Source organism: Nitratidesulfovibrio oxamicus (genome assembly GCF_015731765.1).
Classification (GTDB): domain Bacteria; phylum Desulfobacterota; class Desulfovibrionia; order Desulfovibrionales; family Desulfovibrionaceae; genus Cupidesulfovibrio; species Cupidesulfovibrio oxamicus.
On record NZ_VRYY01000276.1, the window covers coordinates 1 to 16,414 of the forward strand.

Consider the following 16,414-nt stretch of genomic DNA (forward strand, 5'->3'; position numbering starts at 1 on the left):
GGGCATCGCCGCCGGGTCCACCCGGCTGTGGGCCTGGCCGCACGGCCTGGCCGACCTGGTTCTTGGCCACGTGCTGCTGGATCGGGTGCACCCCGCCGTGACCGGGCAGGAGCCGGGGGCATGGGGCATGCGCCACGCGGGCACGGTGACCGATATGAGCCGGGGCGCAGGAGATGGCGACAGCCTTGCCTTTGCCGTGAGCCTGCGCGCCGCACCGGGCGTGGGCGTTCCGCAACCTCCCGCGCCCATGCGGGCCGCCGTCCTGCTGGACGCCATGCGCGCCTTCATGGGCGAGGAAGGGCTGTGGGACGGCACCGGCTGCTTTCACCGCGCGGGCGTGTACGACCCCGTGCAGGGCCGCCTGCTGCGCCGGGCCGAGGACATTGGCCGCCACAACTGCATCGACCGCCTGGCCGGATGGGCCGCGCGCGAAGGGGTGGACCTGGCCCCCCGGCTGCTGCTGGTTTCCGCGCGGGTGACGGCCAGCCTGTTCGCCAAGGCGCGCCGGGCGGGCTTTTCGTTCGTCGTCAGCCGTTCCGCGGTGACCACCGCCTCGGTGGACATGGCCACGGAACAGGGCGTGACCCTGGTGGGCTTTGCGCGTGACCGCGAGGAACGCTTTACCGTGTTTGCCGATGCCGGGGGCAGGGTACTGGAATGAACCGCCGCTGGGGCACGGAACACGCGGCGGACATGCCGGACGAGGGGGGCGAGGATGCCCGCGACGCTGGTGCCGCCGTGACCGTGGCCCCCGCGCCGGAAGGCTTGCCGGTTCGTGACGCCGCGACGGTCCGTGGGGATTCTCCGATCCGTGAGGATTTCCCAGTCCGTGAGGATTCCCCAATCCGTGGGGATTCCCCAATGCGTGAGGACGCCCCAGTCCGGCCCGACGCCACCGTCTGCAATGACGCCGCCGCCTGCAATGACGCGCACGGCATCGTCGGCGTGGTGCTGGCGGGCGGGCTGTCCACCCGGCTGGGGCAGGACAAGACCCGCCTGCATCTGCACGGCGATTCCGCTCCGGGCATGCTGGCCCGCACGGCGGCGCTGCTGCATTCGGTCACCGGCGAGGTCTGGATATCCTGCCGGGGCAACCGCCCCTGCCCGGTGTCCGAAACGGGCGTTGACGGCCCCTACTACCGTCTGAACGACGAGGTGGAGGGCATGGGGCCGTTCGGCGGGGTGATCACCGCCCTGCGGGTGGCGCAGGGGCCGGTGCTGGTGCTGTCGTGCGACCTGCCGTTCATGGAGCGCGCCGTGCTGGAACGGCTGCTGGCCCAGCGGGCCGCGCGCAGGCCGGGCACGGTGATGACCACCTTCCGGCAGGTGGAGACCGGCTTCATCGAATCGCTGGTGGCCGTGTACGAGTTCGAGGCCCTGCCGCTGTTCCGGCAGGCGCTGGAGGACGGAGAACGCAAGCTGAGCCGGGTGGTGCCGCCGGACCTGCGCGAGCACATTCCCTACACTGTGCGCGAAGCCCTGCCGTTCTTCAACATCAACTACCCCGCCGACCTCGAAATGGCCCGGCGGATCATCGGCGCGTTGTAGCAGGCGCGCCGCACGGGCAGAAGCCCCCGCATCGGCTTCGCGGAAACACCATGACCAGAACCGTCGCCCTTGCCAGAGATGGAGCCGTCCCCGAAAGGGATGCCGGACCCCGTGCGGTGCCCGGCATGGCTGCGGACACCGCGCCCGACAGGGCCACCCTGACCGACACCCACGGTCGCAAGGTGCGCTACCTGCGCCTGTCCGTCACCGACCGCTGCAACCTGCGCTGCTCGTACTGCTGGGGCTGCTCGGAAATGCGTTTCATCCCCCACGACGACGTGCTGCGCTACGAGGAAATGGCGCGCATCGTGGACGTGGCCGTGGAAGAGGGCGTGGAAAAGGTGCGCCTGACCGGGGGCGAGCCCTTCGTGCGCAAGGGGCTGACCGGTTTTCTGGACATGCTGCACCAGCGCCATCCGGCGCTGGACATCCGCATCACCACCAACGGCACCCTGCTGGCCCCGCACGCCGCCGCACTGCGCGGCCTTGGCGTGAGCACGGTGAACATCTCGCTGGATACCTTCCGGCGCGACCGCTTTGCGGCCACCACCGGGCGCGACATGCTGCCCCAGGTGCTGGACGGCATTCACGCCGCGCTGGACGCGGGCCTGGCCGTGAAGATCAACGCCGTGGCCCTGAAGGGCGTCAACGACGACGAGCTGCCCGCCTTCCTCGACTTTGCGCGTCGCCATCCTGTTGACGTGCGGTTCATCGAATTCATGCCCATGGGCGGCGGCACCAGTTGGACCGAAGATCAGTTCTGGGGCGCGCCGGACATCCTGTCGGCGGCGGAGCGGCTGGCGGAACTCGTCCCCCTGGCCCCCGGAGAACGACGCAAGGGCCCGGCCAAGCTGTGGGGCATTGCCGGGGGGCTGGGCCGCTTCGGCCTCATCACGCCCCTGTCCGACCACTTTTGCGGCGACTGCAACCGCCTGCGCGTAACCCCCGACGGGCGGCTGCGCACCTGCCTGTTCTCCGACCGCGAATACCGGCTGCGACCGTTGTTGCGCCACCCGAAGCTGGGTATGGACGCGGTGCGCAAGGTGCTGCGTCTGGCCAACCGCCGCAAGCCCCTGGGCTACCAGTTGCTGGCCAGGGTGCGCGCGGGGCAGCTGGCCGAATTGCGGGGGGCGGGGCAGGAACTGCCCAACGCCCCGTGCGAGGGCGGCACCGCCGTGGCCAATCGGCGCATGAGCGCCATCGGCGGGTAGGCGGAGCGCCATTTTTCCATCCTCCGTCCGGCAGGTTCCGGACGGGGCAAGACGCAACAGACAGTGCATGCAACGAAAAGGCGGGGTCCGGTGGACCCCGCCTTCGCATTTTCCGGTTGCAACAACGGGTTGGATTACGCCGGTGATGCCTCGAAGGACTTGCGCTTGGCCAGGAACAGGATCAGCGATCCCCCGGCGGCGGCAATGCCGATCCAGGTGGATACATCCAGCGGCATGCCCAGGCCGATCTTTGCGTAGCACAGGTAGGTGGTGCACACCGAGGTCATGAAGGTGGCGGGCACGCTGGCAATCCAGTGGAACATGCCGCGCCGCACCAGGTAGGCGGCGGCCGCCCACAGCACGATGGTGGCCAGGGTCTGGTTGGCCCAGCCGAAGTAGCGCCAGATGATGTCGAAGTTCATCTGCGACAGGAAGGCGCCCACCACGAACAGCGGCACCGCGATTATCAGGCGCTTCATGTTCTCGACCTGCGAGTAGTTCAGGAAGTCGGCGATGGTCAGGCGGGCGGAACGGAAGGCCGTGTCACCCGAAGTGATGGGCAGCACCACCACGCCGAGGATGGCCAGGATGCCGCCAACGGGGCCCATCAGCGCGATGGAAACGTCCTTGACCACCTTGCCGGGGCCGCCGGCGGCCAGGGTGGCGTTGAGCGCGTCGGGGGTGTCGTAGAAGGTCATGCCAAGGGTGGCCCAGATCAGGGCGATGACGCCCTCGGCGATCATGGCGCCGTAGAAGATGGGGCGTCCGCAGTTTTCATCGGGCACGCAACGGGCCATCATGGGCGACTGGGTGGCATGAAAGCCCGAGATGGCGCCGCAGGCGATGGTGATGAACATCAGCGGCCACAGGGGCAGGCCCTTGGGGTGCTGGTTGGTCCACTGCGCGGCAGGGTAGAAGTCGAAGCCCTTGATGAACAGCATGGCGGTGAGGCCCCCGGCCATGATCAGCAGGATCACGGCGAAGAGCGGGTAGATGCGCCCGATGATCTTGTCCACCGGCAGGATGGTGGCCAGGAAGTAGTAGGCGAAAATGATCACCACCCACACCAGCAGGGTCCAGTCGGTCATGCTGGCCAGCAGCGCCGCCGGACCGGTGACGAAGACCACGCCCACCAGCAGCAGCAGCACCACCGAAAAGAAGCGCATGAACTGCTTGAAGCCGTTGCCGAGGTTGTAGCCCACCACGTCGGGAACGGATTTGCCCGCGTAGCGTACCGAGAGCATGCCCGAAAAATAGTCGTGCACGCCCCCGGCAAAGATGGAGCCGAGCACGATCCACACCAGTGCCCATGGGCCGTACAACGCGCCCAGAATGGGACCGAACACCGGGCCAAGGCCTGCTATGTTCAGCAACTGGATGAGAAATATCTTTCTGGGTGACATTTTTACGTAGTCAACCCCGTCAGCCATGGTGCAAGCCGGGGTAGCCTTGCAGTTATCGGCCCCAAAGAACCGCTCGACTACACGGCTGTACACCATGTACCCGATGATAAGCGAGGCGACGCTTATGATGAAGTACATTACTGATGGCATGATCTCCTCCTTTATTTGCGCTGCTATGCCGTAATATTGCATTAGCTGCGCGTTGTCTGTTGCTGATTTTATGTAATTTTATGTTTTGTTTTTTATGTGAGCATGCTTGTTTGCGTGCTTGTTTTTTGTTTTGTGTGTGGATTTCTTGTTCATTTATTGTTTTGTGTGTGATCAATGTTTAATGATGTATTTATGTTGTGAACAGTGTGCGAGCCATAGTGTGATGGTGTATGTTTTGTAAGGTGCGGCATGGAATATGGAAATATGGACATGCATGTGTAGGTGGTGATTGCACATGACGTGTTTTGTGTTGCTTTTGTGTGCGTATTTAGTGTGCTGCGGTTTTGTTTTTCAACCGAACTTCTTTGATTTGTCGTTTTTCGTTTCTGAACGGTATTTTTTACGGTCCGGATGGATGCCGGGTGGGTGTCAGGTGGATGCCAGACGGGCGCCGGGCGGGTGAAGGTAGGCAGCGCGAGGTGGTGATTCGGGACAGAAGGGCAAACAGGGCTGATGGGGGGGGGCTGGGCGGCTGGGGGGTGCGCGGACCGGACCATGTCTTTTTCGCATCTGCCCTGCCCCGATCAATATTATTGTCTTTTTCTTGTTTCCTCCGCCTTCTGGCTGCGCCAACGCGAAGCGCCCCGTCTGCATGTGCAGGCGGGGCGCGGGTGTTTGTCGGAATGGACGCATGCAGGCGACATCAGGAGCGTGTTGCGCATGCCAGCCGTAAATAAGGGCGCCGCCCGGCAACATGCCGGGCGGCGGAAGGGTAATGCGGGAGAGGGCGGGGCGCCGCCCCCTCGTGCGGTTTGTCCGTCTGCTATTCGGTGACTACCTGCAGGACTGCCTCGCCGTCCTCGTCGGTGACGGTCTTCTGGATGGCCAGCAGTTGCATCCAGCGCTTCACCGTGCCCACGATGACCACCGCCATCAGGCACATGACGATGATGGCCAGCGAGGAGAGCAGGTACAGCCCCTTGGGCAGGTAGTTGTTCATCACGTTCAGGTACCCGGCCCAGAAAGTGATGGCCACCATGGACAGGCCGGGGATGGCGGTCATCCACGCGTACTTGGCCTTGTTCATGCGGATGATCATGGTGGTGCCGATCAGAAGCCCCACGGCGGCCAGCAACTGGTTGGACATGCCGAACAGGGGCCAGATGGTCGAGATGTCGCCGGTGTACACTAGGTAGCCCCACGACGCGGTGAACAGCGCGCTGGTGATCAGGATGCCGGGCATCCAGCGCTTTTCGGCGAACTTGGGAACCACCGTGCCGATCATTTCCTGCAGGAAGAAGCGGCCCACGCGGGTGCCGGTGTCCACGGCGGTGAGGATGAACACCGCTTCGAACATGATGGCGAAGTGGTACCAGTACGACATCAGGTGTTCCATGAACGGGATGGACGAGAAGATGTGCGCCATGCCCACGGCCAGCGAAACCGCGCCGCCGGGACGGCCCTGGATGTTTTCGCCCACGGCCTGGGCCAGGTGCGGCAGGTCCACGGGGGTCATGCCCAGCTTGGCGTATACGGCCGGGGCGGAGTTGATGGCGAAGTAGTCGGCGGGCACCAGCACGCAGGCGGCGATCAGGGCCATGATGGCCACGAAGCCTTCGGTGAGCATGGCGCCGTAGCCCACGAACAGCAGGTCGCGTTCGTTGCCGATCATCTTGGGGGTGGTGCCGGTGGCGATGATGGCGTGGAAACCGGACAGCGCGCCGCAGGCGATGGTGATGAACAGGAACGGGAACACCGCACCGGGGATGATGGGGCCGCCGCCGTTCACGAACGGGGTGATGGCTTCCATCTGCAGGGTGGGATGCACCCAGAAGATGCCCACGGCCAACGCCGCGATGGTGCCGATCTTCAGGTAGGTGGACAGGTAGTCGCGCGGGCACAGCAGCAGCCACACCGGCAGTACCGACGCGGCGAAGCCGTACACCGGGATGGACAGCGCGATGGTGTGGCGCGACATGTTGAACCACGAGGACAGCACCGGATGTTCCACCACGTACGGGCCGGCCAGGATGGCCAGGGCCAGCAGCACCACGCCGATGATGGAGGCGCCCTTCACGTCGCCGTCGCGCCACACGTGCAGGTACACGCCCATCAGCAGCGCGATGGGAATGGTGGCGAACACGGTGAAGGTGCCCCAGGCGCTGTCGTGCATGGCGTTGACCACGGCGATGGACAGGCCCGCCAGCGTCAGGATGAGGATGAACAGCACCGCGAACGAGGCCACCGAGCCGGTGAACTTGTCGATTTCCTTGGAGGCGATGTAGGCGAGGCTCTGACCCTTGTGGCGCACCGAGGCGAACAGCACCACGGTGTCATGCACCGCTCCCGCCACCACGCAGCCGACGAGAATCCACAGGGTGCCCGGCAGGTAGCCGAACTGCGCCGCCAGCACCGGGCCAAGCAACGGGCCTGCCGCCGCGATGGCGGCAAAATGGTGCCCGAAGAGCACGTACTTGTTGGTTTCCACGTAATCGTGTCCGTCGGCCATGCGTATCGCCGGGGTCGGTCTGCCGGGTTTTACCCCCAGAACCGTGCGGGTCAGGAAAAGCCCGTAGAAGCGATAGGCGATGGCGAAGACGCATAGTGCAGCGAAGACAAGCGTCAAAGCGTTCATCGTGTTCCTCCGTTGATGCTGTCGGTTTGCCAGTGTTCATGGAAAACTGGCGGATGCCCTGAGTGCTGTTTCCAGCTCTTGGGCGGATAATCGGAGGAAAACACGCTTCATGGCAATGCACCTTGTTGCGATGTGCACTTTTTCACGTGTGGAATGCAGGAAAGCAGCCCCGAAATGCTTGGGGGAGCGGTGAGCAGTTTTCTTCGGCATGAAAATATGCGTGCCTTCAGCATGCGTACTGCCTAAAGTGTAGGATAATAACTTGATAAAAATAACAATTATTCTGAGAAGGCGTGGCTTCGCCTGGGTGGAGCAGGGGCAGGGGCAGGCGTGAACAAACGTGTCCGCCTTGCGGGCAGGCAGGACAAGGAGACGATGTGCGAGGCGAGGGGGGCGCGTTGCATCCGAAGGGCGCCGGAGGAACCGGGCGCCGTGTTCATGGCGTTGCGTTCGTGCGCTTCCGGCACGTCGGGCGTGTCAGGCGCGCCAGGCACAGCCGTGCGCCCGTTACACGCCAAATCCGCCAGACGCGACTGGCGCGTCTGGCGGATTTGGCGCGACTGGCGTGCAGGACAGGGGAAATTCAGGCCTTGCGGCGGCAGCGGGACAGGAACACGGCCAGCGCCAGCACGGCGCCGCCCCACCCCATCCACGAAGAGACGTTCAGCGGCAGGTTCAGGCCGATGCGGGCATGGCAGATGTAGGTGGCGCATACGGCGGTCATGAAGCAGGCGGGCAGGCTGGCTGGCCAGTGAACCCTGCCCCCCCGCACCAGAAAGGCCGCGACGGTCCACAGCACCAGGGTTGCCAGCACCTGGTTGGCCCAGCCGAAGTAGCGCCAGATCACCTCGAAGTTGACCTGTGACAGGGTTGCCCCCAGCGCGAACAGCGGCACCGCGATCAGCAGGCGGCGGCGCCGTTCTTTTTGCGCTATGCCGAGCACGTCGGCGATGGTCAGGCGGGCGGAGCGGAAGGCCGTGTCGCCGGAGGTGATGGGCAACACGATGACCCCGAGGATGGCCAGGATGCCGCCCACCGGGCCCATCAGTTCCATGGATACGTCGTTGACCACCTTGCCCGGTCCCCCCGCGGCGATGGCGGCTTGCAGCGTCGCGGGGTCGGGGTACAGGGCCATGCCCAGGGTGGCCCAGATCAGCGCCAGCGCGCCTTCGGCAATCATGGCCCCGTAGAACACGGGCAGCCCGCTGCGTTCGTCGGGCAGGCAGCGGGCCATCAGGGGCGACTGGGTGGCGTGAAAGCCGGAAATGGCTCCGCAGGCTATGGTGATGAACAACAGCGGCCACATGGGCAGGTCTGCGGGGGGCGCGGTCCATGCCAGGGGGGCGCCGGTGGCGTGCCCTTCCACGAACAGCGCGGCGGTAAGACCCACGGCCATGACCAGCAGCGAGCCCGCGAAGATGGGGTAGATCCGCCCGATGACCATGTCGATGGGCAGGATGGTGGCCAGGAAGTAGTAGGCGAAGATCGCCACCACCCAGGTCATTGCCGGTATGGTGGTCATGTCCGACAGCAGGCGCGCCGGGCCGGTGACGAACACCACACCCACAAGCACCACCACCACCAGCGAGAAGGCCTGCATGAAGCGGCGCATGGGGGACCCCAGATGGTCGCCCACCACGTCCGGCAGCGAAAGGCCGCCCCGCCGCACCGAAAGCATGCCCGAAAAATAGTCGTGCACACCTCCGGCGAAAATGGACCCGAGCACGATCCATACCAGCGCCCACGGGCCGTACAGGGCGCCAAGGATGGGTCCGTACACCGGCCCGATGCCCGCGATGTTCAGCAACTGGATGAGAAAGACGCTCTTGGCGGGCATCTTCACGTAGTCCACTCCGTCGGCCATGGTGCAGGCGGGGGTGGGCCGGGCGTTGTCCGGGCGCATCAGGCGCGCCATCAGACGACCGTAGAGAAGGTAGCCGCAGACAAGCGCGGCAAGGCTTATGGCAAGGTATGCCCCGGGCGGCATGGGTGCTCCTTGGGGAGTGATGGCGGGGTCGCCATGGCGGATGGCATGACAGGCGTCAGGGCTGGCGGCATGGCGACCGGCGCGGGGGGAAAATACCCGCAACCGCCGCGCATGGCAACGCGGCCTGTGCGACGGGGTTTCTCGCGCAATGGGGCGTCCCGCCCGGCGCTATTGCAACTGCTGGCGCGGAATGCGGAACGAGATGCGCGTGCCCCTGCCGGGCTCGCTGTCTATGCGCATGGCGTACGAGGGGCCGTACATCTGCATCAGCCGCTGGTTGCAGTTGCGCGCGCCGATGCCGTCGCGCAGGCTTTCGCCCACGGTGTTGACGCGGGTCTGGCCGGCGTGCGGGGCTGGCTGGACGCCGGGGGGCATGTGGAGCGAAAGGTCGCTGGCGTCCGGGGCCAGGATGGCGTAGCGGGTGTCGTCGTCCATGCCCGCGCCGTCGTCCTCCACGGCAACCAGCAGGTGGTCGCCGTCGGCATGGGCCGAAAGGCGCACCAACCCGCCTTCCTCGCGGGCCAGAATGCCGTGGCGCACGCTGTTTTCCACCAGCGGCTGGATGAGCAGCGGGGGTATCAGCCAGTCGGCGGTGCCGGGGGCCAGGTCGATGTCGGCGCGGATGCGGTCGCCGAAGCGGGCCTGCTCGATGACCAGGTACGAGCGTACCTGTTCCAGTTCCTCGGACAGGCGGATGGCCCCCCGGCTGGAATCGAGGTTGCGGCGCATGTACCGGGCAAGGTCCAGGATCAGGTCGCGGGCCTGGCCGGGCGCGGTGCGGCAGAACGAGGCCACCGTGTTCAGCGAGTTGAACAGGAAGTGCGGGTTGATCTGGGCCTGCAGGCGCCGGATTTCGGCGCGGGCGATGAGCTGGTTCTTGATGCCGATCTCTTCCAGTTCGATCTGGGTGGAGAACAGGTCGGCCAAGCCCTTGGCCAGTTCGAAGCGGGTCTGGTCCAGCGGGCGGTTCTTGGTTCCGTACAGCTTCAGGCACCCCAGAATCTGGCCGCCCTTGCGCAGCGGCACGATGATGGCGTCGGTCAGCGGGCAGCCGGGCTGGCGGCAGCCGATGGAATCGCGGTCGCGCACGAACAGCGGTTCGCCCGTTTCCGCCACCCTGCGGGTGGCCATGGTGCGCACGTGGAACCCGGCCAGGTGATGGTCGGCCCCGGCCCCCTCGTGCGCCAGCACCATGTCTCCGCCGGTCAGGGCCACGGCGGCCACGTGAGTTTCGGCAAGGATGATTTCCGCCGTGGCCTGGGCCGAGGTGCGCGTAAGCCCCGAACGCAGGTGGATCAGCGTCTGGTTGGCGATGGACAGGATCTGCCGGGCCTGGGTGGAATCGCGCAGGTCGCGGAAGTGCAGCTGCAGGCGCAGGGCCTGCACGAACAGCGCCGCGCCCATGGCGTTGATGAGGATCATGGGCAGGCTGATCACCCGCACCAGTTCCACGGCCTCGGTAAAGGGTTCGGCCAGCCACAGCACGAGGCCCATGTGGTAGGTTTCGCCGATCAGCCCCAGGGCCAGGGCCGTGGCCCAGTCCAGCCGCCGTTCCGGAAAGCGCCATGCCACAAGCCCCGCCAGCACCCCTTCGCTCAGGGTGGCAAGGCCGCACGGCAGCGCGCTGAACCCGCCCACGTCGATGAGGTAGCGATGACTGGCGGCAATGATGCCCGCCCCCGCGCCCACCACCGGCCCGCCGAACAGCCCGGCGGTGATCACGCCCATGGCCCGCAGGTTGGCGAAGGACTGGAACACGAAGTTGCCGGTGTAGGTGCCGAGAATGCCGAACAGCCCGAACATGACCACCAGCAGGGCCGTGGCCCACAACGGGCGCGAGCGCCCTGGCCCCACCTTGTCCAGCGGGGCAAAGGTCATGATGGCGAAGCCCCCGGCCAGCAGCAGGCCGAAGCGCTGGGTCAGGGTGATGAACAGTTCGGGAACGTGCGGGGAAAGTATTGGGTCCATGCGGCCCCCTCCTGGAACATGTTGCGCGTGCACCCGTCGTTGCACGGCGGGCATGGCCCGCTCGCGGCGGTTGCGGGGCAAGGTTTTCAGGCAAAACCTTGCGCGCAGTGCGGCGTCTTTACCGCTGCAAAGCCCTAGACGCCCAGCCGGGCGCGAAAGTCGCGCGCCCGGTTGCGGCTGACGGTGACCTCGGTGCGGTCCGGGTCGTTCATGACCAGGTGGTACTTGCCGTTGATCCACGGCGAAAATTCGGCAATGCGCTCCAGGTTCACCAGCACGGCGCGGTTTACCCGAAAGAACGGCAACCCGGCCAGGCGTTCTTCCGCCCGGGCCAGGGTGTTCATGTTGTGGCAAGGCAGGCGTCCCTCGTCGGTGACGGCCACGATGCGCTTTTCTTCGGCCTCTATCATCACCACGTCGCGCGTGGGGATGAGGCTGATGCGCCCCCCGTGCTCGATGGCCAGGCGCTCCACCGGCCTGGACTGCCCCAGAGCGCCCAGCAGGGTGGCCACGGCGTTCTGCAGGGGGCGGGTTCCGTCGGCGGCCAGGCGGCTGCGCGCCCGGTCCAGGCAGCGGGCCAGCCGGGCCGGGACCACGGGCTTCAGCAGATAGTCGAGGGCGTTTTCCTCGAAGGCGCGGATGGCGTGCTCGTCGAAGGCGGTGACGAAGACGAACAGCGGCCCGGCCTCGCCCGGCGGGGCCTGGGCCTGCGCCTCGCGCTGCACGTGGAAGCCGTCGTGCCCCGGCATCTGGATGTCCTGGAAAACGAGGTCGAACTTCTCGTCCGCCAGCTTGCGCAACGCCTCGCTGGCCGATGCCGCCTCGGCGGTCTCCACGTCCGGATAGGCCGAGAGCAGGTAGGCCAGTTCGTCCCTGGCGGGGCGTTCGTCATCGACGATGAGGGCGCGGATGGTCATGGCGAACCTTTCTGTGGGGGGCGGACCGTTCCGGAAAGAGGGCCACTGGGGCGTGCGGGGGGTGCTGGCTGCATCAGGCAGGCCCTGCGCAACGCCGATTCCCGCCGGTGCGCGCGGCGCGCCGACGGTGGCCCCTTGCGCCTATCTAGCGCCGGGCAGGGGGGCTGTCCAGAGGGGCGGGAAGGGCCTGGAAACAGGCCGCGCGAGCCAGGGCGGCCCGCGCGGCAAATATCCCGCTGTGGCGGCTGCGGGGCTTTGCTATTCCGCCATCGCCGCCACCTGCACCGTGGCGTTGTGGGCAATGCCCACCACGTCGAACACGGTGGAAAGGTTGGGCGACACCCCGCTGATGCGCACCGCGCGGCCCAGGGTGCGGGCGTGGCGCACCAGTTCCGCCAGTACGGCGATGCCCGCGCCGTTCACCGAAACGGACGGCTCGAAGTCCAGCACCACGGTGGGCGCGCCGGTCAGCAGCGCCTCTTCGAATACGTGGCGCAGCACGGGTTCCGCCAGGCTGTTCACCGTGCCGCGTATGCGCACCACGGCGGCGACGTCGTGCGTCGCGTCCGTCTCTGCGTTGCCCGGTTGCGCCACCCCCGGCCCGGCCACCAGGCGGATTTCCTCTTCCTTGGCGCGCTTCAGGCGAATGCGTTCCGCTGCCCGGGCCAGGGCGTGTTCCAGCGCCTCGCGCCGCACCGGCTTGTTGATGAAGTCGGTGGCGTCCAGGTGCAGCGCCTCGATGGCCAGTTCCGTGTCGCCATGACCGGTGATGACGATGACCTCGCTGCGCGGGTCGGCTTCCTTCAGGGCGCGCAGCACGTCCATGCCGTCGATGCCGGGCATCTTGATGTCGGTCAGCACCACGTCGGGGCGTTCGCGGTCGAAGCGGAGCAGCCCCTCCTCGCCCGATTCCGCGGCCAGCGGCTCGTGCCCCAGCGCTTCCAGCAGCAGGCCGAACATCTTCAGGGTGGGCACCTCGTCGTCAATCACCAGGATGCGCATGGCTGTCGTCCTTTTTGCCGCCGTGCGGCGGGGTATCGCGGTGGGCGGGCAGGCGCACGTGGAACGCGGTGCCCTTGCCTTCCGTGCTTTCGATGCGGATGTCGCCGCCGTAGTCGCGCACGATGCCGTACACGATGGACAGCCCAAGGCCCATGCCCTGGCCCGTGACCTTGGTGGTGAAGAATGGCTGGAATATCTGCTCGCGCAGCGCCTCCGGTATGCCCGCGCCGTTGTCGGACACGGTGGCCACCACGGCGTTGCCGTCGGCCTCGGCCCGGGTGGCGATGGTGATCACTCCGCGCAGGCCGCCGTCCTTGCGGGCGCGGTCCAGGATGGCGTCGCGGGCGTTGGTCACCAGGTTGAAGAACACCTGCTGCAAGCGGTTCTCGTGGGCGCGCACCGGTGGCAGGCCTTCTGCCAGGTCCAGCTTCACCTCCACGTTCTGGAGCAGGAACTGGCGCTCCACCAGCGGCAGCACCGCGCGGGTGGGCCGGTTTACGTCCAGCGGTTCGATGACCGTATCGGCCTTGCGACCGAACGAGCGCAGGGTGTTGATGATTTCCGTGGCCCGGTCCACCTGGGTGCAGATGTCGCGCGCCACCTCGTGCAGGCGAGACTGCGGCACCGGCAGCCCCTGCTCGATGACCAGCGACAGGAAGTCGCTGCCCATGCGGATGGCGTTGAGCGGCTGGTTCAGTTCGTGGGCCACCCCCGCGGACATTTCGCCCAGCGACTTCATCTTGGCCGCCTGGATGATCTGGGCGTCCTTGTCCATCATTTCGGAGATGTCGGTGGTGGACACGATGATGGCGGGCCGCCCGCGGTAGCTGATGGGGCAGGCGTGCAGGTTGACGTGGAACACGCTGCCGTCCTTGCGCACCTGCATGGCCTTCGGGATGTTCAGGCAGCCGCCCGCCGCATCGCCGCCATCGAAAACGGTGTCGAACACGGCGCTGCATTCGCGCACGGCGTCGCCGCCCAGCGCGGTAAGGGGCAGGCCCTTCAGTTCCGCGCGGGTGTACCCGTACATTTCCACGGCACGGGGGTTGGCGTCCAGAATGCAAAGGTCGGTGCAGTCCACCACGAAGATGGGGTCCGGCCCGCTGTCGAACAGCGAGCGGTACTTGCCTTCGGATTCCTGCAACCGCTTGCGGTACAGCCGGATGGACCACACCATGTTGCGGAACGAGTCGGCCAGTTGGATCACCTCGTCGCCGCCGCGCTTGCGGTAGAACACGCAGGTGACGCAGCGGTGCAGCTTTTCCGGTTCGTGGATGTCGGGGGCGGGGCGCACGCGGCGCTGTTCGTCAAAGTGCCAGCAGGGCAGGTCGGTGTCGCTGTAGGCGGGGCAGTCGTGGATGTCCCAGCCTGCGTCGGGCACGTCGAGGTCCACGGCGGTGTTGAAGTTGCCGCGCGAAAGATCGTCCGAAATGCGCGTCAGCCGCGTGACCGGCGCGGTAATGTACCGGGCGAGGTAGTGGCTGATGAAGAAGGTGATCACCACCACTGCCGTGATGAACCCCAGGAAGGTCACCCGCAGCTTGCCCACCAGGCTGTCCATGTGGTCCTTGCTGAGGCCCACGTGCACATCGCCGATGCGGTACAGCCCCTCCTTCACCGGCACGGCGATGTCGTAGGCCGACATGCCCATCACGTCCACCAGTTCCACGCTTTTGGCCGCGCCGTCGGGCAGGGGGTTGGCCATGCGCAGGTATTCGGGGAAGGGTTTGATGAAGGTGTGGGCCAGCACGGTACCTTGCGGGTCGGTGACGAAGATGTAGGCGATGAACTGGTGCCGTTCGCGCAGTTGGGCCTCGTCGAAGATCAGCCCCACCAGTTGCGCCTCGTCGTTGTCCAGGATGTACCCCGCCCCGCGCGCCGCCACGCTGTGGGCAATGGCCGCGCCGCGCAGTTCCAGTTCCGCCGTCAGGCCGGATACCAGGATCCACCGGGCCAGCAGGGCGATGGTGCCGCTGATGGCCATGATCACCACCAGGATGGTGATGAAGAACTTCTGTTGCAGCCCCAGGCGCTGGAAGCGGCGCAGGATCATGACCGAGCCTCCGCGCTGCCGGGGGTGGGGGATAATGCGGGAGACGCGGAATGCACGGAGGGCGTCGGCTCGGCGCCGGGCCGGGTGTCCTGTTCCGCCCCGGTGGGCGCGGGTGTTCGTTCGGGGGCCGGGGCTGACGGGGAATGCGGCGCCCATGCGGTGGCTGGCGAGGGCGCGGTGTCCGGTCCGGATTCGCTTCGCGGCCCGGACAGCGCATCCTGTCCTGCCGCGGGGGCTGGCGCGGGCAGGGGACGCACCTCGCGGAAGTCGCGGATCAGTTCGAACTGCCCGCCATGCAGCCGGGTGAAGTACACCTGGTTCATGCCCTGCCTGCTCTCGGACGAAAAGGACACGTAGGTGCTGCCGCCCAGTGGGTAGTCGCGCAGCGATTCCAGGGCCTGCACGAAGCCTTCGCGGGTCAGGTCGCGGCCTGCGCGGCGCAGCCCTTCCACCAGGATGCGCGCGTTGACGTAGCCTTCAAGGCCGATGGTGTTGGGCGTCTCGTCGGGAAAATAGCGGCGCAGCAACTGCACGTAGTCGGCGGCGGCGGCCAGGAGGTCGGGGGTTTCCTTGGCGCGTGGGGGCGGCACCACCTGCGACATGGTCACCGGGTTCGCCGGCGCATTGCCCAGCAGCCGGGCCAGTTCCTCCGCCCCGGTGAACGACAGGCAGTGGAACACCGCGCGCAGGCCCGCCTGTTCCGCCAGGCGGATGAACCGGGCCGAGGGCTCGTAGGTGCCCACCATGACCACGGCCTGGGCATCGGCGGCCAGGATGCGGCGCAGCCCTTCCTCCACCTTGGTGGTGCCGCGCACGTACGAGCCGCGTGTCACCGGGGCCAGGCCCAGTTCGCGCAGGGCTATTTCCGTGCCGGTCAGCCCGTCGAAGCCGTAGGCGTCGTACTGGTAGAACACGGCTATGCGCGTCAGCCCAAGGTCGCGCACCAGATGGCGCACGGCGGCCTTGGTTTCCTGATAGTACGAGGCGCGCACGTTGAACACGTAGCGGTTGAACGGTTCGCGCAGGCCGTTGGCCCCGGTGAACATGCCCACCAGCGGGATGCGCGCCTCTTCCACCAGCGGCAGCACTCGCATGGTGGTGGGCGTGCCCACGTAGCTGAACAGGGCGAACACGTCGCCGTCGATGAGAAACCGCTGGGTGTTGGCCAGGCAGCGGGGCGGGTCGTAGCCGTCGTCCACGGCGGTGAGCAGGATGCGCCGCCCGTGCACCCCGCCGGTGTCGTTGACGTGGTGGATGTACGACAGCGCACCGCGCAGGGTCTGCACGCCAAGGTAGCTGGCATGCCCTGTCAGGGCCAGGGACGAGGCAAGGTGGATGGCGTCGTCCGTGACGCCCGGCGCTGCCGCGTCTTCCTGCTTGCGGGGGCTGTCGGCGTTGCAGGCGGCCAGCAGGGGGGAGAGCGCCAGCAGAAGCAGCAGGGTGAACAGATGCAGCAGGGGGGGCTGGTGAAACTGGGGGAATCGGGGCAGCAGCGCCAGTTGGCGGCACCGTGCGGAGCGGCGGGGGGCGCGCGGCGGCG

At 66.7% G+C, this 16,414-nt stretch carries 11 protein-coding genes; 3 read left to right on the forward strand and 8 right to left on the reverse strand.

Annotated features, from left to right (window positions below; genetic code table 11):
- The 3 genes from FVW20_RS10160 to moaA all read left to right on the forward strand — a co-directional run.
- Positions 1-661 (forward strand): formate dehydrogenase accessory sulfurtransferase FdhD (locus FVW20_RS10160; RefSeq protein WP_196609351.1); only part of this gene is annotated, 661 nt, incomplete at its 5' end.
- A gap of 200 nt (positions 662-861) precedes the next feature.
- Positions 862-1,548: a molybdenum cofactor guanylyltransferase gene (gene mobA, locus FVW20_RS10165; protein WP_196609353.1), complete on the forward strand. Its 687-nt coding sequence runs from the start codon at positions 862-864 to the stop codon at positions 1,546-1,548.
- Positions 1,549-1,673: 125 nt separating this feature from the next.
- Positions 1,674-2,759 carry a GTP 3',8-cyclase MoaA gene (gene moaA, locus FVW20_RS10170; RefSeq protein WP_196609367.1) on the forward strand — a complete coding sequence of 362 codons (1,086 nt, stop codon included), beginning with the start codon at positions 1,674-1,676 and terminating at the stop codon, positions 2,757-2,759.
- Between the two features lie 134 nt (positions 2,760-2,893).
- Here moaA and FVW20_RS10175 read toward each other — a convergent pair whose 3' ends face one another.
- From FVW20_RS10175 to FVW20_RS10210, 8 genes are all read right to left on the reverse strand, one after another.
- Positions 2,894-4,312: a carbon starvation CstA family protein gene (locus FVW20_RS10175; RefSeq protein WP_196609355.1), complete on the reverse strand. Its 1,419-nt coding sequence runs from the start codon at positions 4,310-4,312 to the stop codon at positions 2,894-2,896.
- Between the two features lie 823 nt (positions 4,313-5,135).
- Positions 5,136-6,947, reverse strand: a complete 1,812-nt coding sequence (locus tag FVW20_RS10180) for a carbon starvation CstA family protein (RefSeq protein ID WP_196609356.1) — start codon at positions 6,945-6,947, stop codon at positions 5,136-5,138.
- A gap of 583 nt (positions 6,948-7,530) precedes the next feature.
- Complete coding sequence (locus FVW20_RS10185) at positions 7,531-8,934, reverse strand: carbon starvation CstA family protein (protein ID WP_196609357.1); 1,404 nt, start codon at positions 8,932-8,934, stop codon at positions 7,531-7,533.
- 168 nt (positions 8,935-9,102) lie between these two features.
- Positions 9,103-10,902, reverse strand: a complete 1,800-nt coding sequence (locus FVW20_RS10190) for a LytS/YhcK type 5TM receptor domain-containing protein (RefSeq protein WP_196609358.1) — start codon at positions 10,900-10,902, stop codon at positions 9,103-9,105.
- A 134-nt stretch (positions 10,903-11,036) separates the two neighbouring features.
- Complete coding sequence (locus tag FVW20_RS10195) at positions 11,037-11,819, reverse strand: LytR/AlgR family response regulator transcription factor (protein WP_196609359.1); 783 nt, start codon at positions 11,817-11,819, stop codon at positions 11,037-11,039.
- Between the two features lie 258 nt (positions 11,820-12,077).
- On the reverse strand, positions 12,078-12,821 hold the full coding sequence (locus FVW20_RS10200; RefSeq protein ID WP_196609360.1) for a response regulator: 744 nt from the start codon (positions 12,819-12,821) through the stop codon (positions 12,078-12,080).
- Positions 12,802-14,874, reverse strand: coding sequence for an ATP-binding protein (locus FVW20_RS10205; RefSeq protein ID WP_196609361.1), 2,073 nt, complete (start codon positions 14,872-14,874; stop codon positions 12,802-12,804). The genes FVW20_RS10200 and FVW20_RS10205 overlap by 20 nt, the downstream gene beginning before the upstream one ends.
- Positions 14,871-16,364, reverse strand: coding sequence for an ABC transporter substrate-binding protein (locus FVW20_RS10210; protein WP_231039022.1), 1,494 nt, complete (start codon positions 16,362-16,364; stop codon positions 14,871-14,873). Before FVW20_RS10210 ends, FVW20_RS10205 begins: the two co-directional genes overlap by 4 nt.
- Between the last annotated feature and the right edge of the window lie 50 nt (positions 16,365-16,414).